Annotated in this window: 10 protein-coding genes and 2 tRNA genes; 6 read left to right on the top strand and 6 right to left on the bottom strand. The window is 51.8% G+C overall.

What is annotated here, in order from left to right; all coding sequences use genetic code 11:
• The first annotated feature begins 252 nt into the window (after nt 1-252).
• Nucleotides 253-339, top strand: a tRNA-Ser gene (locus tag AACQ84_RS10695).
• Nucleotides 340-341: 2 nt separating this feature from the next.
• Here the strand turns inward: AACQ84_RS10695 and AACQ84_RS10690 are convergent.
• Both AACQ84_RS10690 and AACQ84_RS10685 read right to left on the bottom strand, forming a co-directional pair.
• Nucleotides 342-2,735 carry a transglutaminase TgpA family protein gene (locus AACQ84_RS10690; RefSeq protein WP_012307717.1) on the bottom strand — a complete coding sequence of 798 codons (2,394 nt, stop codon included), beginning with the start codon at nt 2,733-2,735 and terminating at the stop codon, nt 342-344.
• Nucleotides 2,736-2,930: 195 nt separating this feature from the next.
• Nucleotides 2,931-3,002: transfer RNA gene (locus AACQ84_RS10685), tRNA-Asn, on the bottom strand.
• Nucleotides 3,003-3,149: 147 nt separating this feature from the next.
• Between AACQ84_RS10685 and AACQ84_RS10680 the strand changes: the two genes are divergently transcribed.
• The 3 genes from AACQ84_RS10680 (at nt 3,150) to AACQ84_RS10670 (ending at nt 4,753) form a co-directional block, all read left to right on the top strand.
• Entirely contained in the window at nt 3,150-3,749 is a 600-nt protein-coding gene (locus AACQ84_RS10680) for a sigma-70 family RNA polymerase sigma factor (protein WP_012307716.1), read from the top strand.
• Nucleotides 3,746-4,168, top strand: coding sequence for a hypothetical protein (locus tag AACQ84_RS10675; protein WP_012307715.1), 423 nt, complete (start codon nt 3,746-3,748; stop codon nt 4,166-4,168). Before AACQ84_RS10680 ends, AACQ84_RS10675 begins: the two co-directional genes overlap by 4 nt.
• A gap of 87 nt (nt 4,169-4,255) precedes the next feature.
• Nucleotides 4,256-4,753: a Spy/CpxP family protein refolding chaperone gene (locus AACQ84_RS10670; RefSeq protein ID WP_049761631.1), complete on the top strand. Its 498-nt coding sequence runs from the start codon at nt 4,256-4,258 to the stop codon at nt 4,751-4,753.
• Nucleotides 4,754-4,759: 6 nt separating this feature from the next.
• Here AACQ84_RS10670 and AACQ84_RS10665 read toward each other — a convergent pair whose 3' ends face one another.
• Nucleotides 4,760-7,699, bottom strand: a complete 2,940-nt coding sequence (locus AACQ84_RS10665) for a calcium-translocating P-type ATPase, PMCA-type (protein ID WP_012307713.1) — start codon at nt 7,697-7,699, stop codon at nt 4,760-4,762.
• A 311-nt stretch (nt 7,700-8,010) separates the two neighbouring features.
• On the opposite strand from AACQ84_RS10665, the gene AACQ84_RS10660 reads away from it, so the two are divergent.
• Nucleotides 8,011-9,126, top strand: a complete 1,116-nt coding sequence (locus tag AACQ84_RS10660; protein WP_162010638.1) for an RNA-guided endonuclease InsQ/TnpB family protein — start codon at nt 8,011-8,013, stop codon at nt 9,124-9,126.
• A gap of 218 nt (nt 9,127-9,344) precedes the next feature.
• Here AACQ84_RS10660 and AACQ84_RS10655 read toward each other — a convergent pair whose 3' ends face one another.
• Both AACQ84_RS10655 and AACQ84_RS10650 read right to left on the bottom strand, forming a co-directional pair.
• Nucleotides 9,345-10,328: an ABC transporter ATP-binding protein gene (locus AACQ84_RS10655; RefSeq protein WP_012307711.1), complete on the bottom strand. Its 984-nt coding sequence runs from the start codon at nt 10,326-10,328 to the stop codon at nt 9,345-9,347.
• Nucleotides 10,329-10,365: 37 nt separating this feature from the next.
• Nucleotides 10,366-11,493 (bottom strand): septal ring lytic transglycosylase RlpA family protein, encoded by a 1,128-nt coding sequence (locus AACQ84_RS10650; RefSeq protein ID WP_143589418.1) that lies wholly within the window; start codon nt 11,491-11,493, stop codon nt 10,366-10,368.
• Nucleotides 11,494-11,891: 398 nt separating this feature from the next.
• Here AACQ84_RS10650 and AACQ84_RS10645 point away from each other — a divergent pair, with 398 nt between their 5' ends.
• The gene (locus tag AACQ84_RS10645) at nt 11,892-14,141 is read left to right on the top strand and encodes an ATP-dependent helicase (RefSeq protein WP_012307708.1); all 2,250 of its coding nucleotides are present in this window, start codon (nt 11,892-11,894) and stop codon (nt 14,139-14,141) included.
• Here AACQ84_RS10645 and argC read toward each other — a convergent pair.
• Nucleotides 14,138-15,196, bottom strand: a complete 1,059-nt coding sequence (gene argC, locus AACQ84_RS10640) for an N-acetyl-gamma-glutamyl-phosphate reductase (protein WP_012307707.1) — start codon at nt 15,194-15,196, stop codon at nt 14,138-14,140. The two genes, AACQ84_RS10645 and argC, sit on opposite strands and share 4 nt — an antisense overlap.
• Nucleotides 15,197-15,231 lie beyond the last annotated feature (35 nt).

Here is a 15,231-nt window from a genome sequence, read left to right as displayed (position 1 = left end):
ATTTCTCGAAGAAATAGCTTTCAAAAAAACAAACTCAAAAACTCCAATGACGTAAAAAATTACAATGAATTAATACCGAATCGCTTGAATTTTACCTTTTGTCAGAGAAGGAGTAACCCATCATTAATACAATTATAGAACGAATGAACTGTTGGCCCCGGAGTGCTTGCGGGGAGCCAGTAACTTTTGGATTCTTTATGGCAATCGGACTAGCCAAGACCCTGAATTGTGCTTAGAATAGTTTAGGTCCCTGGAGAGGTGGCAGAGTGGTTGAATGCGGCGGTCTCGAAAACCGTTACTGGGGCAACTCAGTCGGGGGTTCGAATCCCCCCCTCTCCGTTTTAAGATTGACCTCGATAAAAGGAACGTCGTAAGCGTTTGAGTTGCTGCCGGAGGTAGTCCGTATTGGCAGGCTGTTCACCGTAGCGCCAGTTGACATAGGCTTCGGTCAGTTCCGTCAAAATTTCTAAGGTTTCAGGACGATATTGTGGTTGAATCGTCCGCAAAAACTCCCAAGGAGTTTGGGTACGTTGTTTTTGGTGCCCTTTGTTTTGGAGCAGCAGGAGCATTTGTTGGTAGAGCTGTTCCATCATCGGTAATCGAGCAAAGCGACGCCGTTGGAACCAGTTGCGAATTTGTTTAATGACAAACCAACCACCCATGCTGGCGACAGCAACGGCGATCGCCCCCGTAATGGCCCCAACGAGGCCACTGGAAACAAAGCCCCACAGCCGCGAAATTACATATCCCAGTATTTTCAAGGTCGTAAACCAAAGCCCCTCAAAGAAGCCAAGAATCGGCGACGGCACCCAACCCGCAACCCAACGCCAAAATGATCTCAATACGCCAAAAGCGCCGCTATCCTCAAAGGAAGGCGGCACAACTTCATAACCCGGCAGTGGATTGAACGCAAACCAACCCTGACCAGGAAAATAGGCTTCTGTGACAGCGTGGGCATCGGTATTGTGGACGAGGTAATAGCCCGTAAATGGATTAAAATCTCCCTGGTCAAATCCCGTTGCAAACCGAGCCGGAATCCCAATAGAGCGCAACATAATTGTGAGGACTGTGGCGTAATGATCGGCGTAGCCCCCCTTGTATTTGAACAGGAAGGCCTCAACAAGATCTTCATCGTCTGCGAAGAACGGAATTTCTTGGGCTTGGGGGAAGCGTTGCTTCAACCCTTGGGCGAGATAGAGAGCCTTTTCGTAGGGGGAAGTGATGGGGCTATTGGCCTGGGAGAGAATTTCCTCGGCAACGGCCCTTACCTCCGCTTTTATCTCTGGGGGGACATCTAGATATTTCTCGGTGACAAAGGGCGGATAATCTGTCCCTGCTGCCGCCAATTCCGTCCGGTTACGGTAGGGTACTTTAGAAACAACGGTATAGGTTAGACCTTCTAAAAGTCCCAAAGGCGATCGCAAATTTCCCTCTGGATCTTGGCCAATCTCCGCCGTGGGAAAATAAAGCTCCGTCGGATACTGCATCGCCGGGACAATGTTCGGCAAAGACAAAACGGCGGTATAGCTCTGGATAATTTTTTTCTTTTCCACTGGGTTGGGGATAAAAGGCGTTAGGAAAAAACGTCCTGCCCAACGGGAACGCTCCGTGAGTTGCAAATCATCGGCATTGGTGACTTCCCAGCCCTGGCCTGTGTAACGGTCAAAGGACATCACGCGCCAAAAACCAGGGGCCTGCGATCGCACCCGCATCACCAGCACCTTTTCCATCTCACCCCGGAGATTTTGGTTGATTTTGCTATTGAAACCGTAATACTGAGTTTTATCGAGTTCCCCTTGACCTTCGCTGGGACTACTACCTTCACCCGTGCCTGCCCCAGTACCCGGACTATTCCCAAAGGTCGCACCATCGGCGTTTTCATTTCCTTCGCCGCCAGGATTCTCGTAACCGGGATTGACGAGGCTAAGGTTAGTCGGGCTAAAACGTTCATTTTCAGGGGCATCGGCGGGCAAACTCACAGGCAAGGTGCTGAGTTGATAGCCAGGAAAACGGGGCATGATGCTAAAGAGTCCCAAGCCCAATACCAAGGTAATCCCCAAAATTGCGCCCAGGCGTTTGGGCGACAGGGGAGAATTTTTCAGGAGGTCAGCGCGGCCTTTACGGGCACTGGAGCGCTGCGGCCAAAGGAGCGTCTCCAAGCCAGCTAGGCCAAGGCGCGAACGGTAATCTAAAACTAGAACAGGGAGGGCGATCGCCAAAAATAGAATTAACCAGGGCGCAAAGGTTAGCGTTTGAGAAACAGTGCCCGCCACCCCCAACAAAATAAGGCCGATCACCATCGAATAACCCAGATCCTTTCGGCGGGGCAAATCGAAGCTATGGAGAATTTGCAGTTGAATGAGGAGCTCTGCCAGCACCAAGCGCGTATCGTTTAAATTGGCATACAGATTCCGGAAAAAGAGCAACAGCATGCCCAACATGCCGATGGCAATAAAAAATTTTGCCCCCACATTCGCCTTCTGACGGTTTTGCCAACTCCAGACTCCCCCCAGGAGCGTTAAGGGCACCGCTAGAACACTGATCGGCCAGCCAAACCAGATCATGTTTCCTTCTGAAGCCACATCCGTCGCAATAATGCCGACAACCACCAATAGCTGTACCAAGGCCCGCAGCAGTACGGAATCTTCGCTTTGGGGTTTGGGAAAATTACGCAATTGGGCCACTAAATCCGCAAAGGATTTCGGTTTGAGGCGTTGGGAAGAGGGTGATGTCATCGTGCTGTAGGCGGAAATCAAAAACCTTCTACTAGACTACCCTTATCCTTCAAATTCAGCACAAATCCCACTGACGCTATAAAACGGAACAGCAGCCTACAGTTTTTTTTGAATCCTGACGTAAACCGACAAATTCCAGAATCGTGAAATTTTATGGCCCAATTAGCAAGACTATCGGGTGATTTAATTTTTGTACTCCCCAGGCAAGATTCGAACTTGCGACCAATCGATTAACAGTCGACCGCTCTACCGCTGAGCTACTGAGGATTGTGTAGCGCGTTGTGTTCCAACGGTTTAACATTGTAGCCACAGTTTTTGGATTTGGCAATACCTTGGTTCAAGTTTTTTTTGAGCCGGTTGAACTTTTTGGGTAAAGGTTCAGTCTAAAGGGACGTGCGATGACTGGAGAGGGATATGCCCGATCAAGCTGTTGACCACCCTACTGCCATTTCGGATAGGGAATTGGTTTGTCTTTGCCAAGGGAAAATAGGGTCTATTCGGGGGCGGCGCGATCGCCAAAGTTTCCGAATCCTGTACCGACGCTATCACCAAAAGGTACGGTCTACCCTGTATCAACTCTGTGGGGTGGCGCTCTTGGATGATTTAGTTCAAGAGGTTTTTTTAAAGGCCTGGCAGGGGCTCCCGCGCCTCAAAAATCCGGACTATTTTGCCACCTGGTTGTACCGCATTACTTGGAATGTGGCGACGGATCAACGGCGACGCTTTGCGAAGCAGATGACCTTAATCACAGGCTTAGAGGCGCAAATTGGTGCGGTGACAGATCCTAGGCCGGAGGGGCTGGGTCAAATTTATTATCAAGATTTGGTGCAACGGGGTTTGCAATCGCTAAGCTTGGAACACCGGGCGGTCTTGGTGCTCCATGATCTCAAGGATCTGCCCCAAAAGGAGGTGGCTGAAATTCTTGGGATTCCGCCAGGAACGGTGAAATCTCGCCTCCACCATGCCCGACGATCGCTGCGTCAGTTTTTAGAAACCCAAGGAGTCAGTCTATGAATTTCCATGACCATGACAACTTAATTCGGTTTTTAAAGAACCACGAACCCTACGGGCCACCGCCACCAGGGGATCACGAAGAAAGGCTTTTGGCACGACTCAACCAAACAGAACCGTCAAACCTGACAGCTTCGTCCCAGGGGAAATGGTGGGTTCCGACAGTGGTTGCTGCCGGGTTTGTGCTCGTGGTTGGCCATGGACAACTGCACCAGGAATTTGGGACGCTGCCGGAGGTGATGCCGCAACAGTATTGGGGGAGAGTTGAACAACCCCAGCCACAGGCGATCGCCGGGGGAGCCGATGAAGAACTGGAGGCCTTTCTTGAAGAAAGCTGGTCTTACTCCTTTGGGGAGCACCTTTACCAGGAACAGGAACTGTCCTACGAGTACGTTGATTTTGTTGTCAATACTGATCCCTAGTGCTTCGCAAAACATTCCTAAATTTCAACACTGGGCTAATGCCGTCTTAGCGGAATCTGTGATTAGTTTTGGAGATGAATTTTAATCATGTTTAAAAAACAAGTATTAATGGCTTCTGCGGTGGCCCTCTCGTTGACAGGGGAAATGGCGATCGCCGACTCAACCACGAAAGCCACCCACTTCACCGTTGCCCCAGCACCAGTCCTCATGAGCCAAGGGGATGAGCAGGAAGCAGATCTCGTTGATCGGCTTGACCTCAGTACCGCCCAGAGACAACAAATTCAGGGAATCCGCGCCAATTACCGTAGCCAAATGGGAGCCAAACGGGCAGCAATTCAACAGGCAAAAAATACCATGCGGACATTAATGCGCAATAGCACGACTACCCGCAATCAATTAGAGGCCCAACACCGTACCATTACAAACCTGCGCCAAGATTTAGCAGACCTCCATTTCCGGCAGATGTTAGACATTCGTGAAGTGCTCACCCCCGCCCAACGGGCAGAATTAGCGCAGCACATGGCCCAAAAACGCCAGGGCGATCGCTTCCAACGGTGGCGGAGCTGGTTTGGCTGGCGACAATAGTCAAAATTATTGAGACGAGCCTTGCACTTTGCGCCAAATTTCCCCGAACCACAACACAAAAGAGGTTCCTCCGATAATCCATAGCCAATCGCGGCAGGCCAGGGGGACGGTACGAAAGGCACTGCTTCCCCACTGCACCATGGCCACTTGACCGATAAAAATGGTGGCAATAATCGCGCTAAAAGCTGGATTTTTCGAGAGCCCTGTAAACGCAGAAATCGAGAGGCCAAAACAGCGGGCATTAAATAAATTCCACAGTTGCAGAAAGACGAAAATCGCGAAAAAGACGGAAAGCTCGTAGGTATTGATGGTGCCATCGCGCATTTCATATTCCAAAATGCCTACCATCAGCACCAAAAATCCACACCCTAAGAAGGCAATTTGTTTGGCCATGGCCCCGGTGATGATAAATGCCTCGGCTTGACGGGGCGATCGCCCTAGGACTTCTGGATTAGGGGGTTCCGTGGCTAAGGCCAGGGCAGCAAAGGTATCCATAATCAAATTGACCCACAGCATTTGGGTCACCGTTAGGGGAAGCTCAATGCCAATAAATGGCCCCAAAAGGGCTGTCCCCAGGGCTACCACGTTAATGGTGAGCTGAAAGAGAAGAAATTTTTGAATATTTTCATAGAGCGATCGCCCCCAGAGCACCGCATTAACAATGCTGCTAAAGGAATCATCTAAAAGAATAATGTCACTGGCTTCCTTGGCGATCGCCGTACCACTCCCCATGGCGAGACCCACCTGGGCCTGTTTGAGGGCCGCCGCATCATTCGTCCCATCCCCCGTCACACCAACCACTTCTCCCGATTGTTGGAGCAACTTCACCAAGCGTAATTTATCTAGGGGGCAAGCGCGGGAGAGGATCTTTAAGGACTTCACGGCTTCCCGTGCAGTATCATCATCCATCGCAGCAAACTCTGGCCCCGTCAGGTGCAAGGCTTTAAAGTTGACCTCTTCTGTTTGGTGCCAGAGGCCAATTTGTCGGCCAATTTCCCTCGCCGTTTGGGGACTATCACCGGTAACAATTTTGACCTGAATGCCGGCACGGAGACAGGCTTTAACGGCGGCGGGGACATCGTCCCGCAGGGGGTCAATAATCGCAAAAAAACCAAGCCATACCAGGTGCCGTTCGATTTCGGTGATTTTAAAATGCTTGAGATCCCCCAGGGGACGGTAGGCAAAACCCAGGGTCCGCATCCCCCGGCTTTGGTAGTCTTGGAGCGTTTTGATAATGGCAGCCCGTTCGGTGAGGGGCATAACCCCACCAGCACTTAATTGATAATCACAGCGTTTGAGTACGACTTCTGGAGCGCCTTTAACGTAGAGAACTTCCTCTTGCAAAATGGGCGATTTGCCGAGGCTGGTCATGTACTTTTTTTCGGCAGAAAATGCCCCCTGGGAACTGAGGTCAAAATTGTAACGGTAGTCGAGGTAGTCAAGGTTTTGTTGATCGAGCCAGAGTAAAAGGGCTCCCTCTGTGGCGTTCCCAATGACCGTGGGCAGCGCTTGGGTGGCGTACTCTAGGTCGGCGGTACTGTTAGCGGCGATCGCCTCGGCGAGCACCTGACGAACATGGGTGGCTTGCGCCGGTTCAGCCTCCACCAGCCCAGGGATACAGGTCTCATGGACATGCATTTGATTACAGGTCAATGTTCCGGTTTTATCGGAGCAGATCACGGTGGTTGCGCCAATGGTTTCACAGGCATGCATCCGCCGCACCAGATTATTTTCGGCGGTCATGCGGCGCATACTGTAGGCCAAAGACAAGGTGACACTCATGGCCAGTCCTTCCGGCACAGCCACCACGATAATCGTCACGGCCACCATGAAGTAATTGAGGAGGGCCAGCCCCACATCTAGGGGGAGCCATTCTCTCACTGTGGGGGACAGCCAGTGGGTAGCAACACCATAGCCGAGACTCCCCCCTAACCAGAGGCTACCCCCAAGCAACATCAAGGGGGTATTTTTTAGGGTCGCCGGGGCTGGAACAGCGAAAACTTCGGGTAACTTCCCCAAGCGTTCGAGTAGTTCTTGGCCATCTTCGAGCACCGGCAGCCACACGGGTGCTGACATCATGGCGATCGCCCCCAGTAAACAGGCCATCACGTAACCCTGGGAGCCTGTTAGCCTCAGTTCTTGGGTGAGGAGACCCCGGATTAACAGAGCATTAAACGTTAGGAGAGCTACGGTTAAACCCACCACCCCAATTGCTTTACTCAGGGTTTCGAGTTGTTGATTGAGGGGCGTATTGGGATCATCTTCAACGGTGGCCACCGCTTGGGCTAACTTACCAATTTCGGTGCGATCGCCAACGGCAATGACCTCACAAAAACCATGGCCTTGGGTGACGATGGTACTGCGGTAGACACAATTAAACGGGTAAGCGGACTGCTCGGCTTCTACCTGGAAAGGATCCGCTTGGGCTGATTTGTTAACGGGTTCTGATTCCCCCGTGAGTTTTGCTTGATCAATGTGAAGGGAAACGCTTTCAAGAATTTTGGCATCGGCGGGAACTTCATGGCCCTGTTCGATGTAGATAATGTCGCCCACCACCAAATCCTGGCTCGGCAGACTGTGATATTGAGCCTCGCGAATCACCTTGACCATGACTTGATCGTAAACATGGTTGAGGAGGGCAAATTCTTGGTTCGCTTTAAATTCATTAAAAAAAGCAACGACGGTAGCCAACAAGATCGCGACAATAATCCCCAGACCTTCGGCATATTCGCCCCGCAACACCCCTACCGCAAGGGCGATCGCCGCCGCAATCATCAGAATGCGAATCACCGGGTCAGTAAATTTCTCTAAAAAAAGTTGCCACCAGGGACGCCGTTGGGGCGGGGTTAAAACATTGGCGCCATATTCGGCACGATTCGCCTGAACTTGTGCGGCCGTCAACCCTGCATAGGGCAGATGGCGATCGCCTGGAGATGCAATAGTCATAGGTAGTAATGCTGGGAAAAGGCTGACCCTTACGGTAGTGGTCGCTACTTCTACTCCTATGGTAGGTTTCACCCTTTGGCCGATGGGGGGGAACGTTAGAAAAATTTAGCTGAGTCGCGGGGAAGCCCGCGCTGTATGCGTAGCGTCAGCATCGGGATGAAGAGCGAGCGACTGACCAACGGGAGGAAGCAAACTTCCAATAAGTAGTCTTAGGGACTGGCGCAACGTCCCTAAGTATTTGCTACAATAGGAGCATGCTCAACCTAACTTACGAGTACAGAGCTTATCCAACTGCCGACCAAGCCCTTCAAATGGCTCAATGGTTGAACACCTGCCGCCGTGTGTATAATTACGCGCTGGCGGAACGTCGTGATTGGATTCAGGCCCGTAAGTGCCCCGTTAATGCTTGTAGTATCCAGCGGGAATTTATTTATCCCATGGATGCGGAAAAACCGACTTATTACAGTCAAAAGCGAAATTTGACCGCTGCGCGAAAAGAGAATCCTTTTCTGCAAAACGTCCATTCTCAAGTGCTTCAAGATGTCATGGGTCGGCTAGAAAGGGCATTTAACGCCCTGTGGAATAGTGGGTTTGGATTCCCAAGGTTTAAGAAGCGTTTTCGCAGCTTTAACTTCCCACAGTTGGGCAAAAACCCAATTGGTGACAATCAAATTAAGTTGCCTGTATTTGGTTGGGTTAAGACCGTGATGCACCGCCCAATCCCTGATGGGTTTGAGGTGAAGCAAGCACGGGTAGTTAAACGCGCTTCTGGCTGGTATATCCAGTTGGTAATCCAAAGCGATGTAAAGATTCCAGATCCCCCGATTGGTGGTTATGCCATCGGGATTGATGTGGGGTTAAATCATTTTGTTGCGACATCAGACAACGAGTTAATTGGGAGACCCCGATTCTTTGTGGAGGCACAACACAGGCTGAAAGTGCTGAACCGTGCCGTTGCCAGAAAGCAAAAAGGGTCAAAGAACCAGCAAAAAGCTCGTCAACGAGTCGCAAGATTTTACGAACGAATTGCTAACCGGCGTAAAGACTTCCATCACAAGCTCGCCCATCATCTCTGTGATCAAGCAGGCATGATATTTGCGGAGGAGTTGAACCTTAAAGGACTGGCTAAAGGAATGCTGGGTAAGCATTGCCTTGACGCTGGTTGGGGACAATTCCTCGATACGCTCAAATGGGTTTGCTTTAAGCGTGGTGTGTATTTCCAGAAAGTTGCCGCCCATGGCACTAGCCAGGAATGCCCAGCCTGCGGAGTGGCGGTGAAAAAAGATTTGTCTATGCGTCGGCATGAATGCCCGGAATGCGGCTACACCACTAATCGAGATGTAGCCAGCGGGCAAGTGATTCGCAATCGTGGACTAGCTAGCACTGAGCATGTTGCTGAGCATGTTGCTGAGCATGTCGAAGTGTAGCGGTTGGACAGACCGTTCAATCCTGTGGAGCTACGCCCAGTAGGGAGGCTTTGAAGCAGGAATCTCTTAAGGCGACTTAAGAAGCCCACGCTGTCTCGTAGAGCAGCGTCGGGAGTGTGTCACTCTCTGGGTTACTGCCCTAAGCCCTTGGTTTCCTGGAAATCAGAAAGGCGATCGCCTTTTTGAAAATATCACCGAAAAAATGCTGTACTTTGCCCCTAGGCGACGATGCCTTCACTAAACACCCGGCCAATTACTTCTTCAACGGGGGGATCATTGACGCTGAGATCCGCCACAGGCAAATTTTCTAAGATTTTGGCGATGCTCTGGGTCAAATTTTCTCGCTTCACCAAAAAACGTACCGCTTGACCATCGATGTGTTCCACTTCCCCAAAAAAGCTCAGGGCCTCGCGGGAATAGGTTTCTGTTAATTCGACCCGCACTTCTCGATAGGGCGCAAAGCGATCCAGTAACTTTTCTAAATTGCCATCGTAGATCAGTTTTCCCTGGTAGATGAGCAACACCCGCTCGCAGAGGGCGGTAATATCCGCCATATAGTGGCTGGTTAAGAGAATTGTCGCCCCATAACGCTGGTTATATTCCCGCAGAAAATCCCGTACAGCCACCTGGGCATTTACATCTAAACCGAGGGTCGGCTCATCCAAAAAGAGCACCTGGGGATGGTGTAATAGGGCAGCCAGGAGTTCCGCCTTCATCCGCTCCCCCAAGGAGAGTTTGCGCATGGGCTGAGTCAGTTTCCCTTCTAGGGAGAGCATCGCGCTGAGTTCTTCCAGGCGTTCTTCAAAAACAGGTTCGGGAATGTCGTAGACGGCGGCATTGATACGGAGGGAGTCAAGGGCAGGCAAATCCCAAAGGAGCTGCTGTTTTTGCCCCATGACCAGGCTGATTTGCTTAAGAAATGTCCGTTGCCGCTGGAAAGGAATCGCCCCTGCCACACGTACTACCCCCGTGGAGGGATAAATTAGCCCCGTGAGCATTTTGAGGGTCGTGGTTTTGCCGGCCCCGTTTGGCCCCAAAAAGCCCACAATTTCGCCGGGTTCAATGTTAAAGGTGATCTCCTCAACGGCTTTAATTTGTCGGTATTGCCGCTGGAAAAAGTGTTTGAGGGTTCCCTTAAAACCGGGTTGCTTGAGGGCGACGGGATAGATTTTACTGAGGGAATCGACTTCAATAATTGGCATGGTCAGGGAACGGGCCTAGGCAGCACTCAAGATAGACCTAGATCATATCAGGGGCGATCGCCTCTGGTTCGGGCGATTTTTGTTCCATGATCGTGGCCTTGTAGGGAATTACGCCTGTTTCCACACTATTGAGACAGCGGGCGGCACCAAGGGATAAGTCCAGGCTCCGGGGCGGAATATAGGGGCCACGGTCATTAAGGCGGATGATTACACTCCGGTCATTGTTGAGGTTGGTGACCTTGAGGTAAGTATTCAGGGGCATTGAAGGGTGGGCCGCCGTCAGGGCGTATTGGTCGTAGGTTTCCCCATTGGCCGTCAGGCGACCGTGAAAGTAGGGGCCATACCAGGAGGCTAGTCCTTCGAGGGATTGACCTGTTTCTTCGAGCTGATACATTTGCTGCTGGGCGGTGACCATATCCAGCGCTGGCACACCGAGGGCGAGGCGGAGATTATTCGCCCACTGAATGGCGAGGATCTCATGGTTGAGAACGTCCTCATGGGTAATCGTTTCGTCCACAACTAAAAGAATGTCATCACCAAAGGCGATCGCCGGTTTGTCTTCATGTAACGTCGGGGCGATCGCCGTGGCTTGAAATTCCGCCATCGCCACCAGTTGTTCAAGGCGTTGGGCCAACCGTTCGGCCTCCTGTTGGGAGCGAATGGTGGCAACGGGCTTATTCTGGAGCCAAAGTTGATGGCTTTGGGGGTTGGTGGCGGGGCGGTCTGTGTCGTAGCTAATCAGCTGTGCCCCAGACTCAGCAGCAGCTTGGGGTATTGCTTCCGGCGTAGGCACCACCGCGACGAGGGGGGCAGTGGCCAGCGGCACTTCTAACTGAAGTAAAGAATCGAGGCCCAGACTTTGGGTAAATCGCTGAAATAAATTAAAGGCCCACCACTTAGAGACCTGGGGCGTGAGTTGTTCCGGGTTTGTATCGGCCACGAGTTGCGCTTCCGGGGCCTTATCCAGGGTACTCGCTAAACGGCACAGGGGATTTTCGGCCAGGGTTTCCCGTTGGGCGTTGAGGCTCACTGTTTTGGCTGGGTCGGCACTGGTGGCGATCGCCTTAGTTTGAAAGGGAGCGAGGTTAACGGCTGCCGCGCCGAGGCCCATCACTAGGGAAGCGCCCAAAGTAGATAATAATCCTGTGAATTTCGGTAAATGCATACAGAATAAAAGAAAAGCTAAAAATCACAGACAGCACCCATTGTTTAGCAGAGATAATCTGAAACTGGGTTTTAGGTGCCGCGTCACATTGCAGGTTCATCAGATAAATTGCTCTATGTTTTATAGCCCATGAATTTCCGAAAAAAGTTGGCCTTCAGCGACAATCCGAGGCTGAATTGACAGGAAATCCCCCTCTCCGTCATCCCAAAAATTCTTCCAGGCGCTTACTGTGACCACCTTTAGGCACCGCTGGGCAAATCTCTGGTTAACACGACATTATGATTTCTTATTTAATGTTTTTACTAATGCAAAAAATCGCCACTGATAACGAAAGCTAATTTAAAATTCCGCTATTTTGTTCGTTCCGCTACAAAACTTCCAGGCAGTAAGTGAGACCCATGAACCACCTTAGTGTGCATCAACAGCAATTTTTAACGCAACTGGCCGCTGGCCTCCGCCCTGGTCAAGATGCGTTGGCCCAATGGCGGTCTGGAGAAATGGCGATCGCCGCCGTTCCCGGTTCCGGAAAATCCCATGCCCTAGCCGTTGCCGCTGTCCTCACCCTTGCCCGGCAATCTTTGCACCACGGCCAACAGTTGGTCATTGTGACCTTTACACGAGCCGCAGCCGAGGGGATTAAGCAAAAAATTCTGACCCACCTCAAGGCCGCCCAGTTACCTGTGGTGGGTTTTTCGGTACAAACGATCCATGGTTTAGCCTTGCAAATTGCCAGTCGCCACCCGGAGGTTTCTGGCGTGGATCTAGATAGCCTTTCTCTCCAGGATATTCCCGCAAATCACCCCATTCTCCGCGCCGCCGTTGAGCAGTGGATTCAAGCCCATGGGGAACAATATGAACGTCTTTGTCAGGGGGCACGCTCTGATCAGGAAAAAACGGAGCAATTGCGCCGCCGTTTTGCCCTCAGCACAGAAATTTTGCCAGACCTTGCCCATACGGTGATCCATGAAAGTAAAAGTTCTAATCTCTCGCCCCAGGCCGTAGCCAAACTGGGAGAAACCCTGGACGATCCCTATCAATCCTTGGCGATCGCCGCTGGCATTTATCAGAATTACCAACAACTGCTCCAGGAGAACAATGTCCTTGACTACGACGATCTGGTGCTAGGGGCTATCCGGGTGCTGCAACAGCCGGAGTTACAACAATATTGGCAGGGACAAATTTACGGGATTTTTGAAGATGAGGCCCAGGATTCTAGCCCCCTCCAAGAGCAATTGATTCGCCTCCTGGCCACAGCTCCCGAATCTGGAGAATGTAACCTCGTGCGGGTGGGCGATCCAAATCAGGCGATCAATTCCACCTTTACCCCCGCTGACCCGTTCTATTTCAATCGCTTTTGTCAGGCCGTAGACTGTGCCGAAATTCACTACGCGGGCCGCTCTAGCTTGCCAATTATCACTGCGGCGAATCAGATGCTCCACTGGGCCAGTCACACCCTTTCACCGCCGGATCGGTTTGCGTTTCGCTGGCAAGAAATTTTTCCGGTGCCCAACCATGACCCCCAACAAAATGCCAATCCTGATCCCACTGGGGCGGGGGTAGAACGCCATTACCCCCAGGATATTTACGCGACGGTGCAACAACTTGGCGATCGCCTCGAAACTTTATTAACCGAAAATCCAGACCACAGTGCGGCGATTCTCGTGCGCAAACAACGCCAGGCCAAATTTGTCACTGAGCAATTAAGGGCGCGATTTCAGCCAACAACAATTCGCCTTTATGATGCCCGCAGCGGTAATGATGCCAACCATCTGGTGCTAGAGCTTTATCAAATTCTGCGGTTTCTGGAGCGGCCCCACTCCCCTGACTGCCTGAAGGGTGCCCTCGATGTTTTAGGCGATCGCCAAAAAATTCCCACCCAAGATCTAGCTCGTTTAGCCACCTATCCCGAAAAATTTCTCTATCCAGGCCCCCTCGACCCGGCCCTCTCCTCTGGCCCCGCCCAGGCCACCCAAACCCTCTGTGTTCAACTGCTCCAGGCCCGCTGGCAACTGCCCCACTACCAACTACTACCCTTTTTGGCGATGACCCTGGACTATAGCGATGTCGAACTCGCCACGGTGCAAAAACTCGCCGAACGCATCGCCCAGCAAACCCAGGGCCAAAAAAATCTACGCCAGAGCCTCGAAGTGTTTGAGATGCTCCTCCGGGATGGTTTTGAAGGCATTGAACTCGACACCGACGCCCGCTACACTCGCCCGCAGCAAATTACGGTGATCACCATGCACAAGGCGAAGGGCTTAGATTGGGACTATGTCTTTATTCCCTTTTTGCACGACTCCGAAATCCCCGGCATGAGTTGGGTGCCTAGTGGGGCGCAATTTCTCGGCGATTACAACCTGGCGCAGGTGGCCCGGGCCCAAATTCGCCATTTTGTCCATGGCCAAGATCAGGGGCGATCGCCAACGGCACCAGCCACCATTACGACCCTTTGGCAAGAAGCCCAGCAGCTTAAAACCGAAGAAGAATACCGACTTCTGTACGTGGCCATGACCCGCGCCAAACGACTCCTGTGGCTTTCTGCGGCCAAACAAGCTCCCTTTTCCTGGAGTACCTTTAAACCCCACCAAAGTTCATTGCAGTCCCAGAAACCCTGTCCAATTTTTGACGTTTTACAAGGAAAAATTTAAGGATAAAACGCTAACTGCGGTAAGCCTGCCGTTTCCTCCCAGCCCAGCATAATATTCATACATTGGACGGCTTGGCCCGACTGACCCTTCAGGAGATTATCAATGGCGGACATCACAATGACGCGGCCCGTGCGGTGATCTACTTCAATTCCCAAATAGCAGAGGTTTGTACCACAGGCCCACTTCGTCTGGGGATAAACACCGTTGGGTAGAACTTCTACACAGGGAGCTGCTCGATAAAAGGCGCTGTAAATGGTCAGTAAATCATCGCGCACCAAACCCGGATCCCGGAGGGTTGCGTAGACCGTCGCCAGAATGCCCCTGGGCATCGGGATGAGGTGGGGCGTAAATTGCACGCGAATATCTTGGCTGGCGAGTTTGCTACAAATTTGTTCAATTTCTGGGGTATGGCGGTGGGAGGCTACTCCATAGGCTCCCAGGGAAGCATCGGCTTCGGCTAAGAGTAAATTTATTTTCCCTTGGCGACCTCCGCCGGATGTGCCGGATTTGGCATCAATAATTGCGGTTTCTGGCTGAATCAAGCCCTGTTTGAAGAGGGGTGCCAGGGCCAAGAGGCTAGCAGTGACATAACAACCAGGGCAACCCACCAGTTGGGCGCGGCGAATGTCATCCCGGTAGAGTTCTGGCAGACCATAAACGGCGATCGCATTCGTATCTTGGTCGGTGCGTTCTGTTTTATACCAAGCCTGATAGGTGTCGAGATCCTTGAAGCGATAGTCAGCCGAAAGGTCAAGGACTTTGCAGCCCCGTTCGATCAGTTGGGGGGCAAGGTCACAGGCCAAGCCATTGGGCAAACCGAGAAAAACCACCTGGCAACGGCTGGCAATCACATCGAGATCAATGGGCTCAACGATCATTTTGATGCGGTGGCCGACATGGGGATAAAGTTCTGCGTAGGGTTTTCCGGCACTGCTGTTGCCCCCTAGATAGGTCAGCTCCACTTGGGGATGATCACTCAGCAGACGGACGAGTTGCATACCACCATAGCCCGACGCGCCGACAATCCCGACCGAAACCTTTTCCGAACTGCTCATAAATCCTGCTATTACCTGAACATTGCCTGGGGGCG

Source organism: Picosynechococcus sp. PCC 7002, assembly GCF_963860125.1.
Lineage (GTDB): Bacteria > Cyanobacteriota > Cyanobacteriia > Cyanobacteriales > MRBY01 > MRBY01.
Note: the sequence above shows the minus strand (reverse complement) of the source record. Positions and strands in the feature narration are given on the sequence as shown.

Excerpts from the sequence above, each read along its gene's own strand:
- AACQ84_RS10690 (WP_012307717.1), bottom strand. The coding sequence starts at position 2,735 with ATGACATCACCCTCTTCCCAACGCCTCAAACCGAAATCCTTTGCGGAT.
- AACQ84_RS10680 (WP_012307716.1), top strand. The coding sequence starts at position 3,150 with ATGCCCGATCAAGCTGTTGACCACCCTACTGCCATTTCGGATAGGGAA.
- AACQ84_RS10675 (WP_012307715.1), top strand. The coding sequence starts at position 3,746 with ATGAATTTCCATGACCATGACAACTTAATTCGGTTTTTAAAGAACCAC.
- AACQ84_RS10670 (WP_049761631.1), top strand. The coding sequence starts at position 4,256 with ATGTTTAAAAAACAAGTATTAATGGCTTCTGCGGTGGCCCTCTCGTTG.
- AACQ84_RS10665 (WP_012307713.1), bottom strand. The coding sequence starts at position 7,699 with ATGACTATTGCATCTCCAGGCGATCGCCATCTGCCCTATGCAGGGTTG.
- AACQ84_RS10660 (WP_162010638.1), top strand. The coding sequence starts at position 8,011 with ATGGCTCAATGGTTGAACACCTGCCGCCGTGTGTATAATTACGCGCTG.
- AACQ84_RS10655 (WP_012307711.1), bottom strand. The coding sequence starts at position 10,328 with ATGCCAATTATTGAAGTCGATTCCCTCAGTAAAATCTATCCCGTCGCC.
- AACQ84_RS10650 (WP_143589418.1), bottom strand. The coding sequence starts at position 11,493 with ATGCATTTACCGAAATTCACAGGATTATTATCTACTTTGGGCGCTTCC.
- AACQ84_RS10645 (WP_012307708.1), top strand. The coding sequence starts at position 11,892 with ATGAACCACCTTAGTGTGCATCAACAGCAATTTTTAACGCAACTGGCC.
- argC (WP_012307707.1), bottom strand. The coding sequence starts at position 15,196 with ATGAGCAGTTCGGAAAAGGTTTCGGTCGGGATTGTCGGCGCGTCGGGC.